Origin of the sequence: Oryzibacillus soli (genome assembly GCF_051594765.1) — a bacterium.
In the GTDB taxonomy this organism is placed as follows: domain Bacteria; phylum Bacillota; class Bacilli; order Paenibacillales; family NBRC-103111; genus Paenibacillus_AR.
Window position 1 is genome coordinate 1 of sequence record NZ_JBPPGJ010000027.1, and the last position, 14132, is coordinate 14132.

The 14132-nt window shown below is 54.9% G+C and carries 10 protein-coding genes and 8 tRNA genes; 17 read left to right on the plus strand and 1 reads right to left on the minus strand.

Going from position 1 to position 14132, the window contains the following annotated elements; translation table 11 throughout:
- The first annotated feature begins 68 nt into the window (after positions 1 to 68).
- The 17 genes from ACSEXW_RS25690 to glmS all read left to right on the plus strand — a co-directional run bounded on the left by ACSEXW_RS25690 (position 69) and on the right by glmS (position 12963).
- Positions 69 to 141, plus strand: a tRNA-Val gene (locus ACSEXW_RS25690).
- Between the two features lie 5 nt (positions 142 to 146).
- Positions 147 to 221: transfer RNA gene (locus ACSEXW_RS25695), tRNA-Gln, on the plus strand.
- Between the two features lie 7 nt (positions 222 to 228).
- Positions 229 to 304, plus strand: a tRNA-Lys gene (locus ACSEXW_RS25700).
- Positions 305 to 314: 10 nt separating this feature from the next.
- Positions 315 to 394: transfer RNA gene (locus ACSEXW_RS25705), tRNA-Leu, on the plus strand.
- A 15-nt stretch (positions 395 to 409) separates the two neighbouring features.
- Positions 410 to 484 (plus strand) — tRNA-Gly (locus tag ACSEXW_RS25710).
- An 8-nt stretch (positions 485 to 492) separates the two neighbouring features.
- Positions 493 to 566, plus strand: a tRNA-Arg gene (locus ACSEXW_RS25715).
- Between the two features lie 19 nt (positions 567 to 585).
- Positions 586 to 662 (plus strand) — tRNA-Pro (locus ACSEXW_RS25720).
- 11 nt (positions 663 to 673) lie between these two features.
- Positions 674 to 744 (plus strand) — tRNA-Gly (locus ACSEXW_RS25725).
- A 358-nt stretch (positions 745 to 1102) separates the two neighbouring features.
- Positions 1103 to 3889 carry a phosphoenolpyruvate carboxylase gene (gene ppc, locus ACSEXW_RS25730; RefSeq protein WP_438449052.1) on the plus strand — a complete coding sequence of 929 codons (2787 nt, stop codon included), beginning with the start codon at positions 1103 to 1105 and terminating at the stop codon, positions 3887 to 3889.
- A 194-nt stretch (positions 3890 to 4083) separates the two neighbouring features.
- Positions 4084 to 5001 (plus strand): DMT family transporter, encoded by a 918-nt coding sequence (locus tag ACSEXW_RS25735; RefSeq protein ID WP_438449053.1) that lies wholly within the window; start codon positions 4084 to 4086, stop codon positions 4999 to 5001.
- Positions 5002 to 5072: 71 nt separating this feature from the next.
- Positions 5073 to 5657 carry an RNA polymerase sigma factor SigW gene (gene sigW, locus ACSEXW_RS25740; RefSeq protein ID WP_438449054.1) on the plus strand — a complete coding sequence of 195 codons (585 nt, stop codon included), beginning with the start codon at positions 5073 to 5075 and terminating at the stop codon, positions 5655 to 5657.
- A gap of 76 nt (positions 5658 to 5733) precedes the next feature.
- The gene (locus ACSEXW_RS25745) at positions 5734 to 6339 is read left to right on the plus strand and encodes a zf-HC2 domain-containing protein (protein ID WP_438449055.1); all 606 of its coding nucleotides are present in this window, start codon (positions 5734 to 5736) and stop codon (positions 6337 to 6339) included.
- Positions 6340 to 6460: 121 nt separating this feature from the next.
- Complete coding sequence (gene cdaA, locus ACSEXW_RS25750) at positions 6461 to 7288, plus strand: diadenylate cyclase CdaA (RefSeq protein ID WP_438449056.1); 828 nt, start codon at positions 6461 to 6463, stop codon at positions 7286 to 7288.
- Positions 7281 to 8666: a CdaR family protein gene (locus ACSEXW_RS25755; protein WP_438449057.1), complete on the plus strand. Its 1386-nt coding sequence runs from the start codon at positions 7281 to 7283 to the stop codon at positions 8664 to 8666. Before cdaA ends, ACSEXW_RS25755 begins: the two co-directional genes overlap by 8 nt.
- Before the next feature lie 51 nt (positions 8667 to 8717).
- Positions 8718 to 10058 carry a phosphoglucosamine mutase gene (gene glmM / locus ACSEXW_RS25760; RefSeq protein WP_438449058.1) on the plus strand — a complete coding sequence of 447 codons (1341 nt, stop codon included), beginning with the start codon at positions 8718 to 8720 and terminating at the stop codon, positions 10056 to 10058.
- Between the two features lie 189 nt (positions 10059 to 10247).
- Entirely contained in the window at positions 10248 to 10532 is a 285-nt protein-coding gene (locus ACSEXW_RS25765) for a hypothetical protein (protein WP_438449059.1), read from the plus strand.
- Positions 10533 to 11133: 601 nt separating this feature from the next.
- Complete coding sequence (glmS, locus tag ACSEXW_RS25770) at positions 11134 to 12963, plus strand: glutamine--fructose-6-phosphate transaminase (isomerizing) (RefSeq protein ID WP_438449060.1); 1830 nt, start codon at positions 11134 to 11136, stop codon at positions 12961 to 12963.
- A gap of 171 nt (positions 12964 to 13134) precedes the next feature.
- On the opposite strand, the gene ACSEXW_RS25775 is transcribed toward glmS, so the two are convergent.
- Positions 13135 to 14091: an NAD(P)H-dependent flavin oxidoreductase gene (locus tag ACSEXW_RS25775; protein ID WP_438449061.1), complete on the minus strand. Its 957-nt coding sequence runs from the start codon at positions 14089 to 14091 to the stop codon at positions 13135 to 13137.
- Between the last annotated feature and the right edge of the window lie 41 nt (positions 14092 to 14132).

Consider the following 14132-nt stretch of genomic DNA (forward strand, 5'->3'; position numbering starts at 1 on the left):
GGGTTAAGACACCTCCCTTTCACGGAGGTAACAGGGGTTCGAATCCCCTACGGGTCATTTCCATTCCCGGGCGCTTAGCTCAGCCGGGAGAGCATCTGCCTTACAAGCAGAGGGTCGGCGGTTCGATCCCGTCAGCGCCCATTCGTTGGGGATTAGCCAAGCGGTAAGGCAACGGACTTTGACTCCGTCATGCCTAGGTTCGAATCCTAGATCCCCAGCCATTTTTGAGAGCCATTAGCTCAGTCGGTAGAGCACCTGACTTTTAATCAGGGTGTCGTAGGTTCGAGTCCTACATGGCTCACCATTTGCCTTATGCGCGTGTGGCGGAATTGGCAGACGCACTAGACTTAGGATCTAGCGGGCAACCGTGGGGGTTCAAGTCCCTCCACGCGCATTATACGATTTCTCTGCGGACGTGGCTCAGTGGTAGAGCATCGCCTTGCCAAGGCGAGGGTCGAGGGTTCGAATCCCTTCGTCCGCTCCATTTATTTTGCACCCTTAGCTCAGCTGGATAGAGCGTTTGACTACGAATCAAAAGGCCGGGAGTTCGAATCTCTCAGGGTGCGTTTTCTTCTTCACTATCATCGGGACGTAGCTCAGCTTGGTAGAGCACCTGGTTTGGGACCAGGGGGTCGCATGTTCAAATCGTGTCGTCCCGACCACTCATATACGTGCGGGTGTAGTTCAATGGTAGAACTTTAGCCTTCCAAGCTAATAGCGTGGGTTCGATTCCCATCACCCGCTTCGTACACACAAACATCGACCTCGGTCGATGTTTTTTTGCTTTCATATCATTCGCAGCATGGATCAAACCGCAATCCATATGGCTTTGACATGAATCATATGGAATCTTCCATACACCGTCACAAGTTTGACGAATTTACTTTACACGGGAGAACGGGCATGCTATTTTGTAGAAAGTGTGGATTTTCAGCCCTTTTGACAAAATTTGCGGAAGACCTTGAAAAACAATTTTTATACACTTCCCTCTATATTTATGCGTAGCCCATGTGATAAAATTAAGTAATCTAAGTTCACGGTCCGATAAAGAAGGATTTATGCGAAGTGTTGTAGAATGAATAGGGTTAACGAGGTGAGAGGCATGTCCGAATTCATACTGGCAAACAAGAGTTCCAACAACAATTTGCTGCGCCGCGACATCCGGTTTCTAGCCAATATTCTGGGTGAAGTGCTGGTTCACCAGGGCGGGGACGTCTTGCTGAATACGGTTGAGAAGATTAGAGAGATGAGCAAGTCCATGCGGGCTTCGTTCGATTCCGAGATCTATAAAGAATACACCGAGACGATCCACGGATTGAATCCGGAGATCCGGCATCAGGTGATCCGTGCGTTCGCGATCTACTTCCAGTTGGTGAACATCGCCGAGCAGAATCATCGGATCCGGCGCAAGCGGGATTACGACCGGACAGCCGGGGAGACCATTCAACCGGGCTCCATCGAGAGCATCATTAAAGAGCTGCGCCTGAAGGACATCACACCGGAAGAGATTAAGGAGATTCTCGAAGGCATCTCCCTCGAACTGGTCATGACCGCCCATCCGACGGAAGCGACACGTAAGGCCGTGCTTGATATTCATCATCGGATCGCCGACCAGGTGATGGAACTGGATAACCCCATGCTCACTTACCGGGAGCGAGAGCAGCTTCGTGCACGTCTGCACGGTGAAGTATTGGCGCTTTGGCAGACCGACGAGCTCCGTGACCGCAAGCCTACCGTCATCGACGAGGTTCGGAACGGTCTGTACTATTTTGACGAGACCCTGTTCGATGTGCTGCCGGAGGTATACGGTGAGGTGGAGCGCTGTCTGGACAAATATTATCCGGATCAGAGCTGGCACGTTCCGAGCTTCCTGCGCTTCGGCTCCTGGATCGGTGGCGACCGGGACGGCAATCCTTCCGTAACGGCTGACGTGACCTACGAGACTCTGGGTATGCACCGCGAGCTGGCCATCAAGAAATACAGCGAAGTCCTGCGCGAGGCCATGGGTTATATGAGCTTCAGCTCCGGCATCGTCCAAGTATCGGAGGAGCTGCTTGCGTCAATCCAAGCGGACCGTGAGGCTATTCAAGAGCTGGAGGATCCTTGGCGCAATGAGAAGGAGCCGTATCGGATCAAGCTGACGTATATGCTGGAAAAGGTGCAGAACTCGGTCGACCCCGAGTTAGATAACCCGAAGGCACGCTATAATTCGCCGGAGGAGCTGGTGGCCGATCTGCAGATCGTAGACCGCAGTCTCCGTTCCCACTATGCCGATCAAGTATCGGACCGCTTCATCAAAAAGCTGATTCGCCAGGTGGAGCTCTTCGGCTTCCACATGTCGACGCTGGATATCCGTCAGCACAGCAAAGAGCATGAGAATGCCATGGCCGAAATTTTCAGAACAATCGGATTAACGGAATCTTACGGAGACTTGTCCGAAGCAGAGAAAATCCAGTTGCTGAACGACGTGCTGAATGATCCGCGGCCGATCACATCGCCTTATTTCCAATATACCGACTCCACCATGGAATGCCTGAACGTCTACCGGACGGTTCAAGCCGCCCAGAAGGAGTTCGGCCAAGGCTGTATCCGCAGTTATCTGATCAGTATGACCCAAGGCACCAGCGATCTGCTGGAGGTCCTCGTATTCTGCAAGGAAGTGGGTCTGTACCGGAAGGATAAGGATGGCAACGTCATCTGCACCCTGCAGCCGGTTCCGTTGTTTGAAACCATTGACGACCTGCACGACGCTCCCGAAATCATGGGCAGGCTGTTCTCCATCCCGGCTTACAAGGTAAGCCTGGAGAGCACGGCCGGATTGCAGGAGATCATGCTGGGCTATTCCGACAGCAATAAGGACGGCGGCGTGCTGACCGCCAACTGGGAGCTCCGCAAAGCCCTCAAGAAGCTCACCGAGGTGGGCCGGGAGCATCAGGTGAAGCTGAAGTTCTTCCACGGCAGAGGCGGCGCTCTGGGCCGCGGAGGCATGCCGCTGAACCGCAGTATTCTGGCTCAACCTCCCGAAACCATTGGGGGCGGCATTAAGATCACGGAGCAGGGGGAAGTCCTCTCCCAGCGCTATTCGATGAAGGGGATCGCTTACCGCAGCCTGGAGCAGGCCACTTGGGCGCTGATCACGGCGGCCGTCATGTCGAAGCATCCGACCAGCGACATCCAGGAGCACAAGTATGAGACCATCATGGCCTCCATCTCTGAGAAGGCGCTGGATAAATATCAGGATCTGGTCTTCCGGGATCCGGACTTCCTGGCCTTCTTCAAGGAATCCACCCCGCTGCCGGAGATCGGCGAGCTGAACATCGGTTCCCGTCCCTCTAAGCGGAAGAACAGCGACCGGTTCGAGGATCTGCGAGCGATTCCGTGGGTGTTCGCTTGGACACAGAGCCGCTATCTCTTCCCTGCCTGGTATGCGGCGGGCTCCGGCCTGTACAGCTTCTACCAAGGCAAGGCGGAGAACATGAAGATGCTGCAGAAGATGTATGCCAAGTGGTCCTTCTTCCGGACTGCGATTGACAGTCTGCAGATGGCCTTGGCCAAAGCCGACCTTACCATTGCGCGGGAATACGGCACAATGGTTCAGGATTCGGAGGTGGCGGACCGGGTGTTCCAGCTGATCAAGAACGAATATCAGCTTACTTCGGACCTGATCCTGAAGATTACCGGCCAGCAGGATATTCTGGACAACGTGCCGATTCTGCAGGAATCCATCCGGCTCCGGAACCCTTATGTTGACCCGCTGAGCTATATGCAGGTCCAGCTTCTTAAGGAGCTTCGCTCCCTCCGGTCCCAGAACCAAGAGGACGAAGGGCTCCTGAGAGAAGTGCTTCTTACGATCAACGGAATTGCTGCAGGTCTTCGGAATACCGGCTGATGCCGGTACCCGGCACAGCAAACCGGCAGCAGTGCAGAAAGAGGCTTTTCCAAAGCGGCTTCGGCCGCTCTCGGAAAGGCCCTTTTTACTTCTTCACGGAGGGAGACTCCCTTCGTATAATCCGCTATGGGCTGGGGCACTAATAGCCGCAGATCCTTTTTTGGAGACAGACCCTACAGCCAAAGGAGAACGACATGAAAAACTGGTTACAGTACAAATGGATCAGCGTCCTGCTCATTCTGATCGGCGCATCCAGCTACGGTATGCTCTCCCCCCTCATTAAGCTGGCCTTCGCAGACGGCTATCACGATGGAGAAATCTCTTCCGCTCAGACCACTCTCGGTACGATCGTCATGTGGCTCTTGGTGCTCATCACACCAGAAGCCAGGCAAAACCCCTTCCGCGGACCTTGGATCAAGCTGGGGCTGATCGGTATGGCAGGGCTGTCCCTGACGACCGTGTTTTACAACAAGGCCCTGAGCGAATTGGATGCGTCCTTATCGATAGTATTGCTATTTCAGTTTACTTGGATTACCATCTTAATGGAGTGCCTTGCTGGCAAAAGATGGCCCACTGCGTATCAGACCGCAGCGGTGGTCATCGTGCTGATCGGAACCGTGATGTCCGTCAACCTGCTGGGAACCGAGCTGTCGCGCATCAGCCCTGTGGGGATTGCCTTCGGCTTTGCATCGGCGGTGACCTATAGCCTATTCCTGTTCTTAACGGGACGGGTAGAATCGAAGCAGCATCCGTTCCTGAAGTCGGCCTGGATGCTTACGGCGGGCCTCGTCGTTATCTATTGCTTCTATCCTCCTGCCTTCCTGTTCGAGGGGGGAACGCATTCAGCGGGCCTCTGGTTATGGGGACTGGGATTGGGCATTGTGGGACAGGTCATTCCCACGGTGACCTTCATTGTGGGGATTCCAAGGACAGGTGCGGCATTGGCCGCGATGCTGGGAGCGATGGAGCTTCCCGTGGCGGTTATCGGAGCTTTCGTGATCCTGCGAGAACAGGTGACGGCCATCCAATGGCTCGGCATGCTTCTGATCCTGGGAGGAGTTCTGGTGTCAGAGCTTCGTGCGGTTACGGAACGGGCCAGAGCCAAGGCGTAGGTGCCGGTGACAGGAGCATAACGCGAAGAGATAGGCTCAAGATAGGCTTTGGGAGAAGCCGGGTTGGAGGAATGTCCGTGAATTATGTTGAGACGCGGCTGGTTCAGCTGTCGCGTAACGGGGATCGTCGAGCTTTCGAAGAGCTGGTCGATATGTATAAGGACAAGATATACCACTTGGGATACCGGATGCTGGGCCAGTCCGGCGACGCGGAGGATGTGGTGCAGGAGACCTTCCTCCGGGTTTATATGAATCTGGACCGGTACGACGAGAATCAGAAATTTTCCACATGGATCTACCGGATTGGAACCAATCTGTGTATCGACCGCCTGCGCAAGCGCAAGCCCAACTATTCCTTGGACGCGGAGCTGCCCGATGCGGATGGCGCGGATTGGTATTCCACGCTGCCGTCCGATCAGGACACGCCGGAAGAGGAGATCATGCTCTCGGAGACGCAACAGCAGATCCGCCAAGCCATCGACACCCTGCCGGAGAAGTACAAGTCGGTTGTCATTCTCCGTTATCTGCATGACATGTCCCTTCAGGAGATCGGAGATGTGTTGCAGATGCCCGTTACGACGGTGAAGACCCGGGTGCACCGGGGAAGAGAGTTCCTGCGAAAAAAACTGGAGCCTGAATTCGGAGGCCAAATATAAATGAAACCAAGCCGGAATCCGCTACGTAGAATAGAGTGTGGAGTTCAAGAAGCCATGAAGAAAGGAGAGGCTGGACATGGAATGTCATGACGCCCTTCCTTTGATGCATGAGTATCTGGATGGAGATCTGGAGGCGGAGGATTCGGCCGCGCTGAAGAGGCACCTGATCGCTTGTCCGTCCTGCAATAGGATGTTCAAGCAGATGGAGCAAGCGGATGCGATGGTGCGCATGCTGCCCAAGAGCCCGGTTCCTGCCGGGTTGACGGCCCGAATCATGGCCCAGATCCCCGAGCCCAAGCGGCGCACGCGCTGGTATGCTTGGGTGAAGAGTCATCCGGCCTTGTCGGTGGCGTCCGTATTCCTACTGGTCATGATCAGCAGCTTTCTCTCCCTACTGAATGAAGACCAGGACATGGTAGTGAAAGGTGCTAATTTAGATCAGGTGGTGATTCGTGGTGACACGGTCATCATACCGGAGGGACATACCGTTCAAGGGGACCTCATGGTCAAACGGGGGAAAATCCAAGTCGACGGCAATGTCGAAGGTGATCTGACCGTTGTGGACGGAAGCTATAATCTGGCTTCCACCGCCTATATCTCAGGACATGTGAATAAGGTGGATGAGACGCTGGAGTGGATTTGGTACAGAATGAACGAGGTATTCTCGGCATTCGCCAAATAAGAGAAACCGTATAGACCTTCCTTACTATTTTTTATGTAAGGGAGGTTTTTTGTTATGAAATTTGTTATGATGAAATGAGGACTGTTCCTATAGAGATAGTTCGGACGTGGGGGATACAGGTATGGATTTCTGGACGAACCTGACGTTCAGGGGATCGATTAAAGAAATCATCGATATCATGATCGTCAGCTATGTCATCTATAAATTAATCATGCTCTTGCGGGGCACGAGAGCCATCCAGCTGCTGAAGGGAATTCTTGTGGTGGTAGCGGCCTGGGCGCTTAGCTTTGTCTTTCATTTGAATACGCTTCAGTGGCTCATGAACCAGATGTTCACCTACGGGGTTATGGCTCTCATCATCATCTTCCAGCCGGAGCTGCGCCGGGCCTTGGAGCAGTTGGGCCGCGGCAAGCTGTTCAGCCGGACGAATTCCGATGTGGACCAGGATGTGAACCGAAGGATCGGTGAAATCGTCAAAACGGTTAACAACCTCTCCCGCCGCAAAATCGGAGCCCTCATCGTCTTCGAGCGTGAGACGGGGTTGAATGATTATATCGAATCGGGAATTCCGCTGGGATCGCAGATTAGCTCGGAGCTGCTCATCAACATCTTCATTCCGAATACGCCGCTCCATGACGGAGCCGTCATCATCCGTCAGGGGTTGATCATGGCCGCCGGCTGTTATCTGCCGCTGTCGGAGAACCCTTTTATCAGCAAGGAGCTGGGAACCCGCCACCGAGCCGGTATCGGGATGAGTGAGGTATCCGATGCCATCTCCGTCATCGTCTCGGAGGAGACAGGACAGATCTCATTGGCCATCAACGGGCAGATCGTTCGGGACATCAAGGAAGAGTCCATGATCTCCAAGCTCTATGAGGAGCTGACCATGAAGAACCAGACTAAGGAGAAGAACACCTTTTGGAAGTGGAAGGGCGGTTCGAATGGATAAGTGGCTGCGCAATACCAACGTGGTGAAGGTCGTGGCGCTGGCCATCGGTATCATGCTCTGGGTGGTGGTGCATCTGGACGTGGAGACGAACTCCGGCAAGGCGACTCCATCGGTGCCCAACACGACCATCTCGAACGTGATGGTTCAGGCCCTCTACGATGAGACCCAATTCGGGATCGTCTCCATCGAGCCGAGCGAGGTGACGGTGACGCTGATCGGGGATACGGCGAAGATCCGGGAGTTGAACCCGAGCAACTTCAAGATTGTGGCCGACCTGACGAAGCTAACCGCCGGAACCTATGAGCTTCCGGTTACTGCGGACTCTCCGCTGCCCAAGGGTGTATCGCTGGAGATTGTGCCTAACAAGGTCAAGGTGACCATGGAAGAGAAGAAGATGAAGGAGATCCCGGTTCAGATCGACGTCACCGGCAAGCCTGCGGCGGGCTTCCGGGCCGGACAGCCTATCGTGAACCCGGGGCGGGTCTACTTCTCGGCGCCTGCAAGCAAGATCGAGAATGCCGTTACCGCCAAGGCGGAGGTCAACATCGAAGGTGCCAAAGCCAACGTGACCAAGAAGGTCAAGCTGATCGCGTATGACAAGGCCGGTCACGAGGTGAAGGGCTCCATCAGCCCTCCGGTGCTGGAGATCGAGATCCCGGTTACCCTGCCGCTCAAGTCCATGCCGCTTCAGATCAAGTGGACCGGTCAGCCGGCCAAGGGCTTCGCGGTGGCGTCCGTGCAGCAGAGCGTGGAGCAGATCACGGTATACGGCACGCAGGACGTATTGGACCGGATGGAATTCTACGAGGGCGTCGAGATCGATATCTCCGGCATCAAGGAAGATAAGGTCTATACCGTGGACATTCCCGTCAAGAACAAGGATATCCGGGTAGAGCCCGGGAAGCTCGAAGTGAAGGTGATCGTGGTTCCCTCCGTCACGAAGGTACTGGAGCAGGTGCCCGTAACGCTGAACACGCCCAATGAAGGCTTGAAGGCCGCCTTGACGGCACCGGCGAACGGCCGGATCTCGCTTGCGGTGGAGGGAGCTTCCGCCGTGGTGGAGAAGCTTAAGCCGCAGGATCTGGTCGGATTGGTGAATGTCAGCAATCTGAGCCCCGGGAGCTATGAGCTTCCGATCAGTGTCAGCTTGCCCCCGTTCGTCAAACGAACGGATACGCCCGTTAAGGCTACCGTTCAGCTGACGGCTGCGGTAAAGGCGGAGGGCTTGGCCACCGAGACGGCTGCTTCTCCGGCCGCTTCGGCTTCCGCCCCAACGGCGACGCCTGCGCCGGCTTCGAGCCAGCCGGCCGCATCCACTCCTGCCGCGGGGACGGTAACCCCGGCAGCAAGCAATACTCCGTCCCCCGAAGCAAGATAACGGAGGACGGCTACATTAGACTAGCAGAGAATGAAGGGGAGAAACCGCAACATGGGGAAATATTTCGGAACAGATGGTGTACGTGGTGTAGCCAATCAGGAGCTCACACCGGAGTTAGCTTATAAAATCGGCCGCTGCGGCGGGTATGTGCTGACCCGTCAGGCCCAGCATCCCAAGGTCGTCATCGGGCTGGATACCCGGATCTCGGGACCGATGCTGGAAGCGGCGCTGACGGCAGGCTTGCTGTCCATCGGAGCTAATGTCATCCGCCTGGGGGTCGTCTCCACGCCCTGCGTGGCCTACCTGACCCGCAAGCTGGGCGCCGATGCAGGCGTCATGATCTCCGCCTCCCATAACCCGGTAGAGGATAATGGGATCAAGTTTTTTGGCGGAGACGGCTATAAGCTGTTGGATGATACGGAGCTGGAGATTGAGGCACTGATGGATGCGGAGCAGGATGTGCTGCCCCGTCCGGTCGGCGGCGAGCTGGGTACCGTGTCCGAAGCAGCCGATGCGAAGAAGGACTATCTCGAATTCTTGAAGAGCACGGTCCAATCCTCGTTCAAGGGCCTGAAGATCGTGTTGGACTGCGCCAACGGCGCGGCCTTCGAGCTGGCTCCGGCTATCTTCCGGGAGCTGGGGGCGGAGGTCGTAACGATCGGCGCGGAGCCCAACGGCCGGAATATCAATGACGGCTGCGGCTCCACCCATCCCGAAGCGCTGGCGGTGCAGGTGCGCAAATACGGTGCGGATCTGGGTCTCTCTTTCGACGGGGATGCAGACCGTTTGATTGCTATCGACGAGAACGGGGAAGAGGTAGACGGCGATTATATCCTGACCATCTGCGGCGACGCGATGAACCGCGAAGGACGCTTGAACCACGGAACCGTCGTAACGACGGTGATGGCGAACCTGGGCTTCTTCAAGGGTGCCCGGGACCTGGGCCTGAAGGCCGTTCAGACGGCGGTCGGCGACCGGTATGTCATGGAGGAGATGCGGAAGAATGGCTACAACCTGGGCGGTGAGCAATCCGGGCACGTGATCTTCCTGGATTACAACACCACAGGCGACGGTATTCTGACGGCACTCCAGCTGACTGACACCCTGGTCAAGTCCGGCAAGAAGCTGTCCGTGCTCAAAGCCTCCATGCGCAAGTTCCCGCAGGTGCTGGTTAATGTCCGCGTGGCGGACAAGAGCAAGTACAAGGACAATGCGGCCATCGCCGAAGCCGTGGAAGCGGTGGAGCGGGAGCTGGGCGAGAACGGCCGGGTGCTGGTTCGTCCGTCCGGAACCGAATCCTTGATCCGCGTCATGGCGGAAGGACCGGAGAAGGAAATGGTCGAGGCTTACGTGAACCGGATCGTCGAGGTAGTAGAGCGCGAGCTGGTGTAAGAATATAGGTACGACCCTGGAGCGAATAGGGCTGCAGGGTCTTTTTTTTTGGTGATAAAAATCTGAAAATTCAAATAAATTATGATAAAATAGAGATGTAGCACCCGTATGTACCTGACATGGATGAATCAACAGAATGACGCGTTGGATCGGCGGTACCAGAACACAATTCCGAAGGGAGTGGGGTTCATGAGCGGCGATTGCGGATTCTGCGGCAAAGGTGTGTTTCAGGAGGATGGGAAGCGGTATTACTGCTCCCACTGCGACATGTCGGTATGGAAGAACGGGATGTTCTTCCGGGGAGTACCCTTCATCTCCGCGGATCGGGCACGGAGGCTTCTGAAGGGGCAGAAGGCGGTCTTCACCTGCGTCTCGCGTGCGTACGGCATGCCGTATGACGTGGAGGTGCGGCTGCTGCCGGAGGGGAAGCTGGAGGTGCTCGGCTTCGCGAAGAAATCCCGGAAGAAAGCGTAGGTTGGTCGGCCCGTCGGTGGACGGGCTTTTTCTTATGAAAAGTCCGTATGCGATCAGGTGCATTAATGCAGGTGCGATATTGTATGCATCCTGGAATCCGGTAATATAGGAAGGGCAAGCGGAATAGGTCAAATATGGATGATTTTGTTGTTGCAAGCCGGTATGAAAATGAATAAGATGGGTATATGTCAATTTGGATATGGAAGGGCAGGGTAGAGGTTTTCCGCAAGGCAAGCGCCAGAGCTTGCGGGCGTTGCGGGCTTGGACTCCCACGCAAGAGATGAATTTCGGGAGGAAGGGCAGCACGCTGCAAGCTGACGAGGTGAAGGTGTTCGGAATCATTCGGCGGGGACCTTCCGGCCTGCAGCAACCAGGTCGTGAAGTTGGAGGGCAAACCGGCGCGGGCAACCGGCCGTACAAGACTCCAACAGGATTGCTTGAACCATGAACAGTATCCGTGCGAGGCACGGACCACATAGAGCATGTCTACGAAGTTCGGATTACAGCCGGACCTTCTTGCCCTGCGTTTTTGAGACGGGGTTCGAAGGTTTATTTCGAAGCGCTCTTTTGAAAACTAAAAATCATTGGAGGAATACAATATATGTGCGGTATCGTCGGTTATGTGGGTAAACGGAACTCCCAGGGCATCCTGATTGAAGGTCTGAAGAAGCTGGAGTACCGGGGTTACGACTCCGCGGGCGTCGCTGTGTTCACGAGCGCCGGTCTGGAAGTGCGCAAAGCCAAAGGCCGTCTGGCCATTCTGGAATCGAACCTCGAGGACGCGCCGCTGCAGGGAAATATCGGCATCGGCCACACCCGTTGGGCGACCCACGGGAAGCCTTCGGATGTGAACTCCCATCCCCACACAGACAATACTTCGAAATTCTCTGTTGTCCATAACGGTATCATTGAGAACTACCTGAACCTGAAGGAAGAGTTGATCGCAGAAGGCGCTCATTTCGTATCCGAAACAGACACAGAGGTCATTGCCCACCTGATCGCATCGGTCTACGAAGGCGACATCGTGAAGGCTGTTCAGAAGGCCGTAAAACGGATGCGCGGCGCATTCGCACTGGGCGTCCTGACCGAATATGAGCCGGAGAAGCTGGTTGCCGTACGACTGGCCAGCCCGCTGATCATCGGCGTAGGCGAAGGCGAGAACTTCATCGGCTCCGACATTCCGGCAATTCTCGAGCATACCCGCAACGTTTATATCCTGAACGACGGGGAAATGGCTGTTCTGACCCAAGAAGGGGTCGAATTGATGACGATCGAGGGGAATTTCATTTCCCGGGAATTATTCCATGTCGATTGGGACATCACCACGGCTGAAAAAGGCGGCTTCGATCACTTCATGCTGAAGGAGATCTTTGAGCAGCCGAAGGCTTACCGCGACACCATGGGCGCGCGCATTAACGATGCGGGAACGGCGATCGAGCTTCCGGAAGTGAAGCTGTCCGCCGAGCAGATCAAGGGCATCCGCAATGTTCATATCGTTGCTTGCGGTACGGCTTACCATGCCGGCCTGGTCGGTAAAAACGTCATCGAGCGTCTGGCCCGTATCCCGGTTGAAGCGGATGTAGCTTCCGAGTACCGGTATCGGGAGCCGATCATCACGAAGGAAACGCTGGTTATCGTCGTCAGCCAGTCCGGTGAAACCGCGGATACACTGGCGGCCCTGCGGGAAGCGAAGCGCTGCGGCGCCCATGTGCTGGCCATCACTAACGTGGTCGGCAGCTCGGTTGCCCGCGAAGCGGACAGCGTCATCGTCACTTGGGCCGGCCCAGAGATCGCCGTCGCCTCCACCAAGGCGTATACCTCTCAGCTGATCGCCTTCTATCTGTTCGGTCTGTTCCTGGCCCAAACGCTGGGAACCCAGACTCCGGAAGCCATCCGCAGCATCATCGCGGACATGAAGGAGCTGCCGCAGCAGGTGGAGAGCATCCTGGCCCGCTCGGAGGAGATCAAGCAGTACGCGGAGGAATTCGCGAAGAACACGGACCTGTTCTTCATCGGCCGCGGCATCGACTATGCGGTGGTGCTGGAAGGCTCCTTGAAGCTGAAGGAGATCTCCTACATTCACTCGGAAGCCTATCCGGCGGGTGAGCTGAAGCACGGAACCCTGGCGCTGATCGAGGATGGCATCCCGGTTATTGCCCTGGCGATCCAAGAGGAGCTCTTCGAGAAGACCGTGAGCAACATCAAGGAAGTGAAAGCCCGCGGCGCCAATGTGCTGGGCATCGTCTCCGAAGGCAACGACGAGCTGCAGAAGTCCGTGGACCATGTGTTCACCATTCCGAAGACCACCGGTCTTCTGACTCCGGCCCTGTCCGTCGTTCCGCTGCAGCTGCTGTCCTACTATGCGTCCCTGGCCCTGGGCCACGACGTCGATAAGCCCCGCAACCTGGCTAAGAGCGTAACGGTAGAGTAAGTCGTTTCACTAGAAGCAAGAAGATTGGACATAAAGCAGGGAGCCCGAGGATTAGCTCGGTGCTCCCTTTTCACTTGTGTAGAAGTAATTCATGCGTAAGAAGGCACTTTAAAGTGGACTACCCACTTCAAAGTGCCATTTTGGATGGCAGTATCGCTACGATAACTTACATCATAAGCATGCTTTTTTATATTCACTCATCATATTGGTAAGGATCGTTTTGACCGGCAAGATTTCTTTGATTTCATGTACTCGGGATCCAGCAAATACAAGACCATTCTCGCAATCCCCATTCATAGAATTGTTCAAGGAATCAAGGATACAAAAGCGGTAAGAACAGTCTTTCAGGCAATTTAAGCACTGCTTGATCTTTACCTTTTTATCGTCAGAAATAAGATTGGTGAAATGGTTCTTGATCGCACGACCTTGGAGCCCGACACATGATTGAATCAAGGTGGTATCTCCTTGCTGGGCGTTTACATATTTCTCCTTAAAAGATAATGGTGCATCGCATTCTTCGCTAGCGACGAACCTCGTTCCAAGTTGTACTCCAGATGCCCCCGCACGTAAAGCTCTTAAAAGATCGTCTCCAGACAGAATTCCTCCAGCAGCAATAACCGGAATGGTGACGGCTGCAGTTACTTCAGGCAAAATATCAAACAAAGGTCTTTCCGTACCCAGGTGACCGCCGGCTTCGTGGCCTTCTACAACAACAGCAGCAGCACCAAGACGTTCTGACAGCTTGGCCAGCTTCGCCGAGGACACAATGGAGAGGACGGGGATGCCGGCTTCCTTACCCCAAGTATATATATCCCTTGAGATCCCAGCGCCAGATATGATGAAATCAACCTTTTCTTCAAGGGCTGCTTTCATTTTTTGGGCAAAATCATTCATGGCAAAAAGGACGTTTACTCCGATATATCCGGAATTCTTTATACAATCCCTCGCCTTTCTTATTTGTGATCTCATTTCCTCTACAGTAATCCCAGTTCCTGATATGGTACCAATTCCTCCTGCATTAGCAACAGCAGAAGCAAGTCCATGTAAAGAAATCCCTACCCCCATGGCACCCTGAATAACGGGAAGACTCGGTAACATATGACCTATTTTCAATTGTGGATAGCCCATAAAAATACCCCATTTCGTTATGTGTGAAAGGATTAATTTCA

What these genes read in the sequence shown, in the direction of transcription:
- ACSEXW_RS25755 (WP_438449057.1), top strand. Translation starts at nt 7,281, where the DNA reads ATGGATAAGTGGCTGCGCAATACCAACGTGGTGAAGGTCGTGGCGCTG.
- glmS (WP_438449060.1), top strand. Translation starts at nt 11,134, where the DNA reads ATGTGCGGTATCGTCGGTTATGTGGGTAAACGGAACTCCCAGGGCATC.
- cdaA (WP_438449056.1), top strand. Translation starts at nt 6,461, where the DNA reads ATGGATTTCTGGACGAACCTGACGTTCAGGGGATCGATTAAAGAAATC.
- ppc (WP_438449052.1), top strand. Translation starts at nt 1,103, where the DNA reads ATGTCCGAATTCATACTGGCAAACAAGAGTTCCAACAACAATTTGCTG.
- sigW (WP_438449054.1), top strand. Translation starts at nt 5,073, where the DNA reads ATGTCCGTGAATTATGTTGAGACGCGGCTGGTTCAGCTGTCGCGTAAC.
- ACSEXW_RS25735 (WP_438449053.1), top strand. Translation starts at nt 4,084, where the DNA reads ATGAAAAACTGGTTACAGTACAAATGGATCAGCGTCCTGCTCATTCTG.
- ACSEXW_RS25775 (WP_438449061.1), bottom strand. Translation starts at nt 14,091, where the DNA reads ATGGGCTATCCACAATTGAAAATAGGTCATATGTTACCGAGTCTTCCC.
- glmM (WP_438449058.1), top strand. Translation starts at nt 8,718, where the DNA reads ATGGGGAAATATTTCGGAACAGATGGTGTACGTGGTGTAGCCAATCAG.
- ACSEXW_RS25765 (WP_438449059.1), top strand. Translation starts at nt 10,248, where the DNA reads ATGAGCGGCGATTGCGGATTCTGCGGCAAAGGTGTGTTTCAGGAGGAT.
- ACSEXW_RS25745 (WP_438449055.1), top strand. Translation starts at nt 5,734, where the DNA reads ATGGAATGTCATGACGCCCTTCCTTTGATGCATGAGTATCTGGATGGA.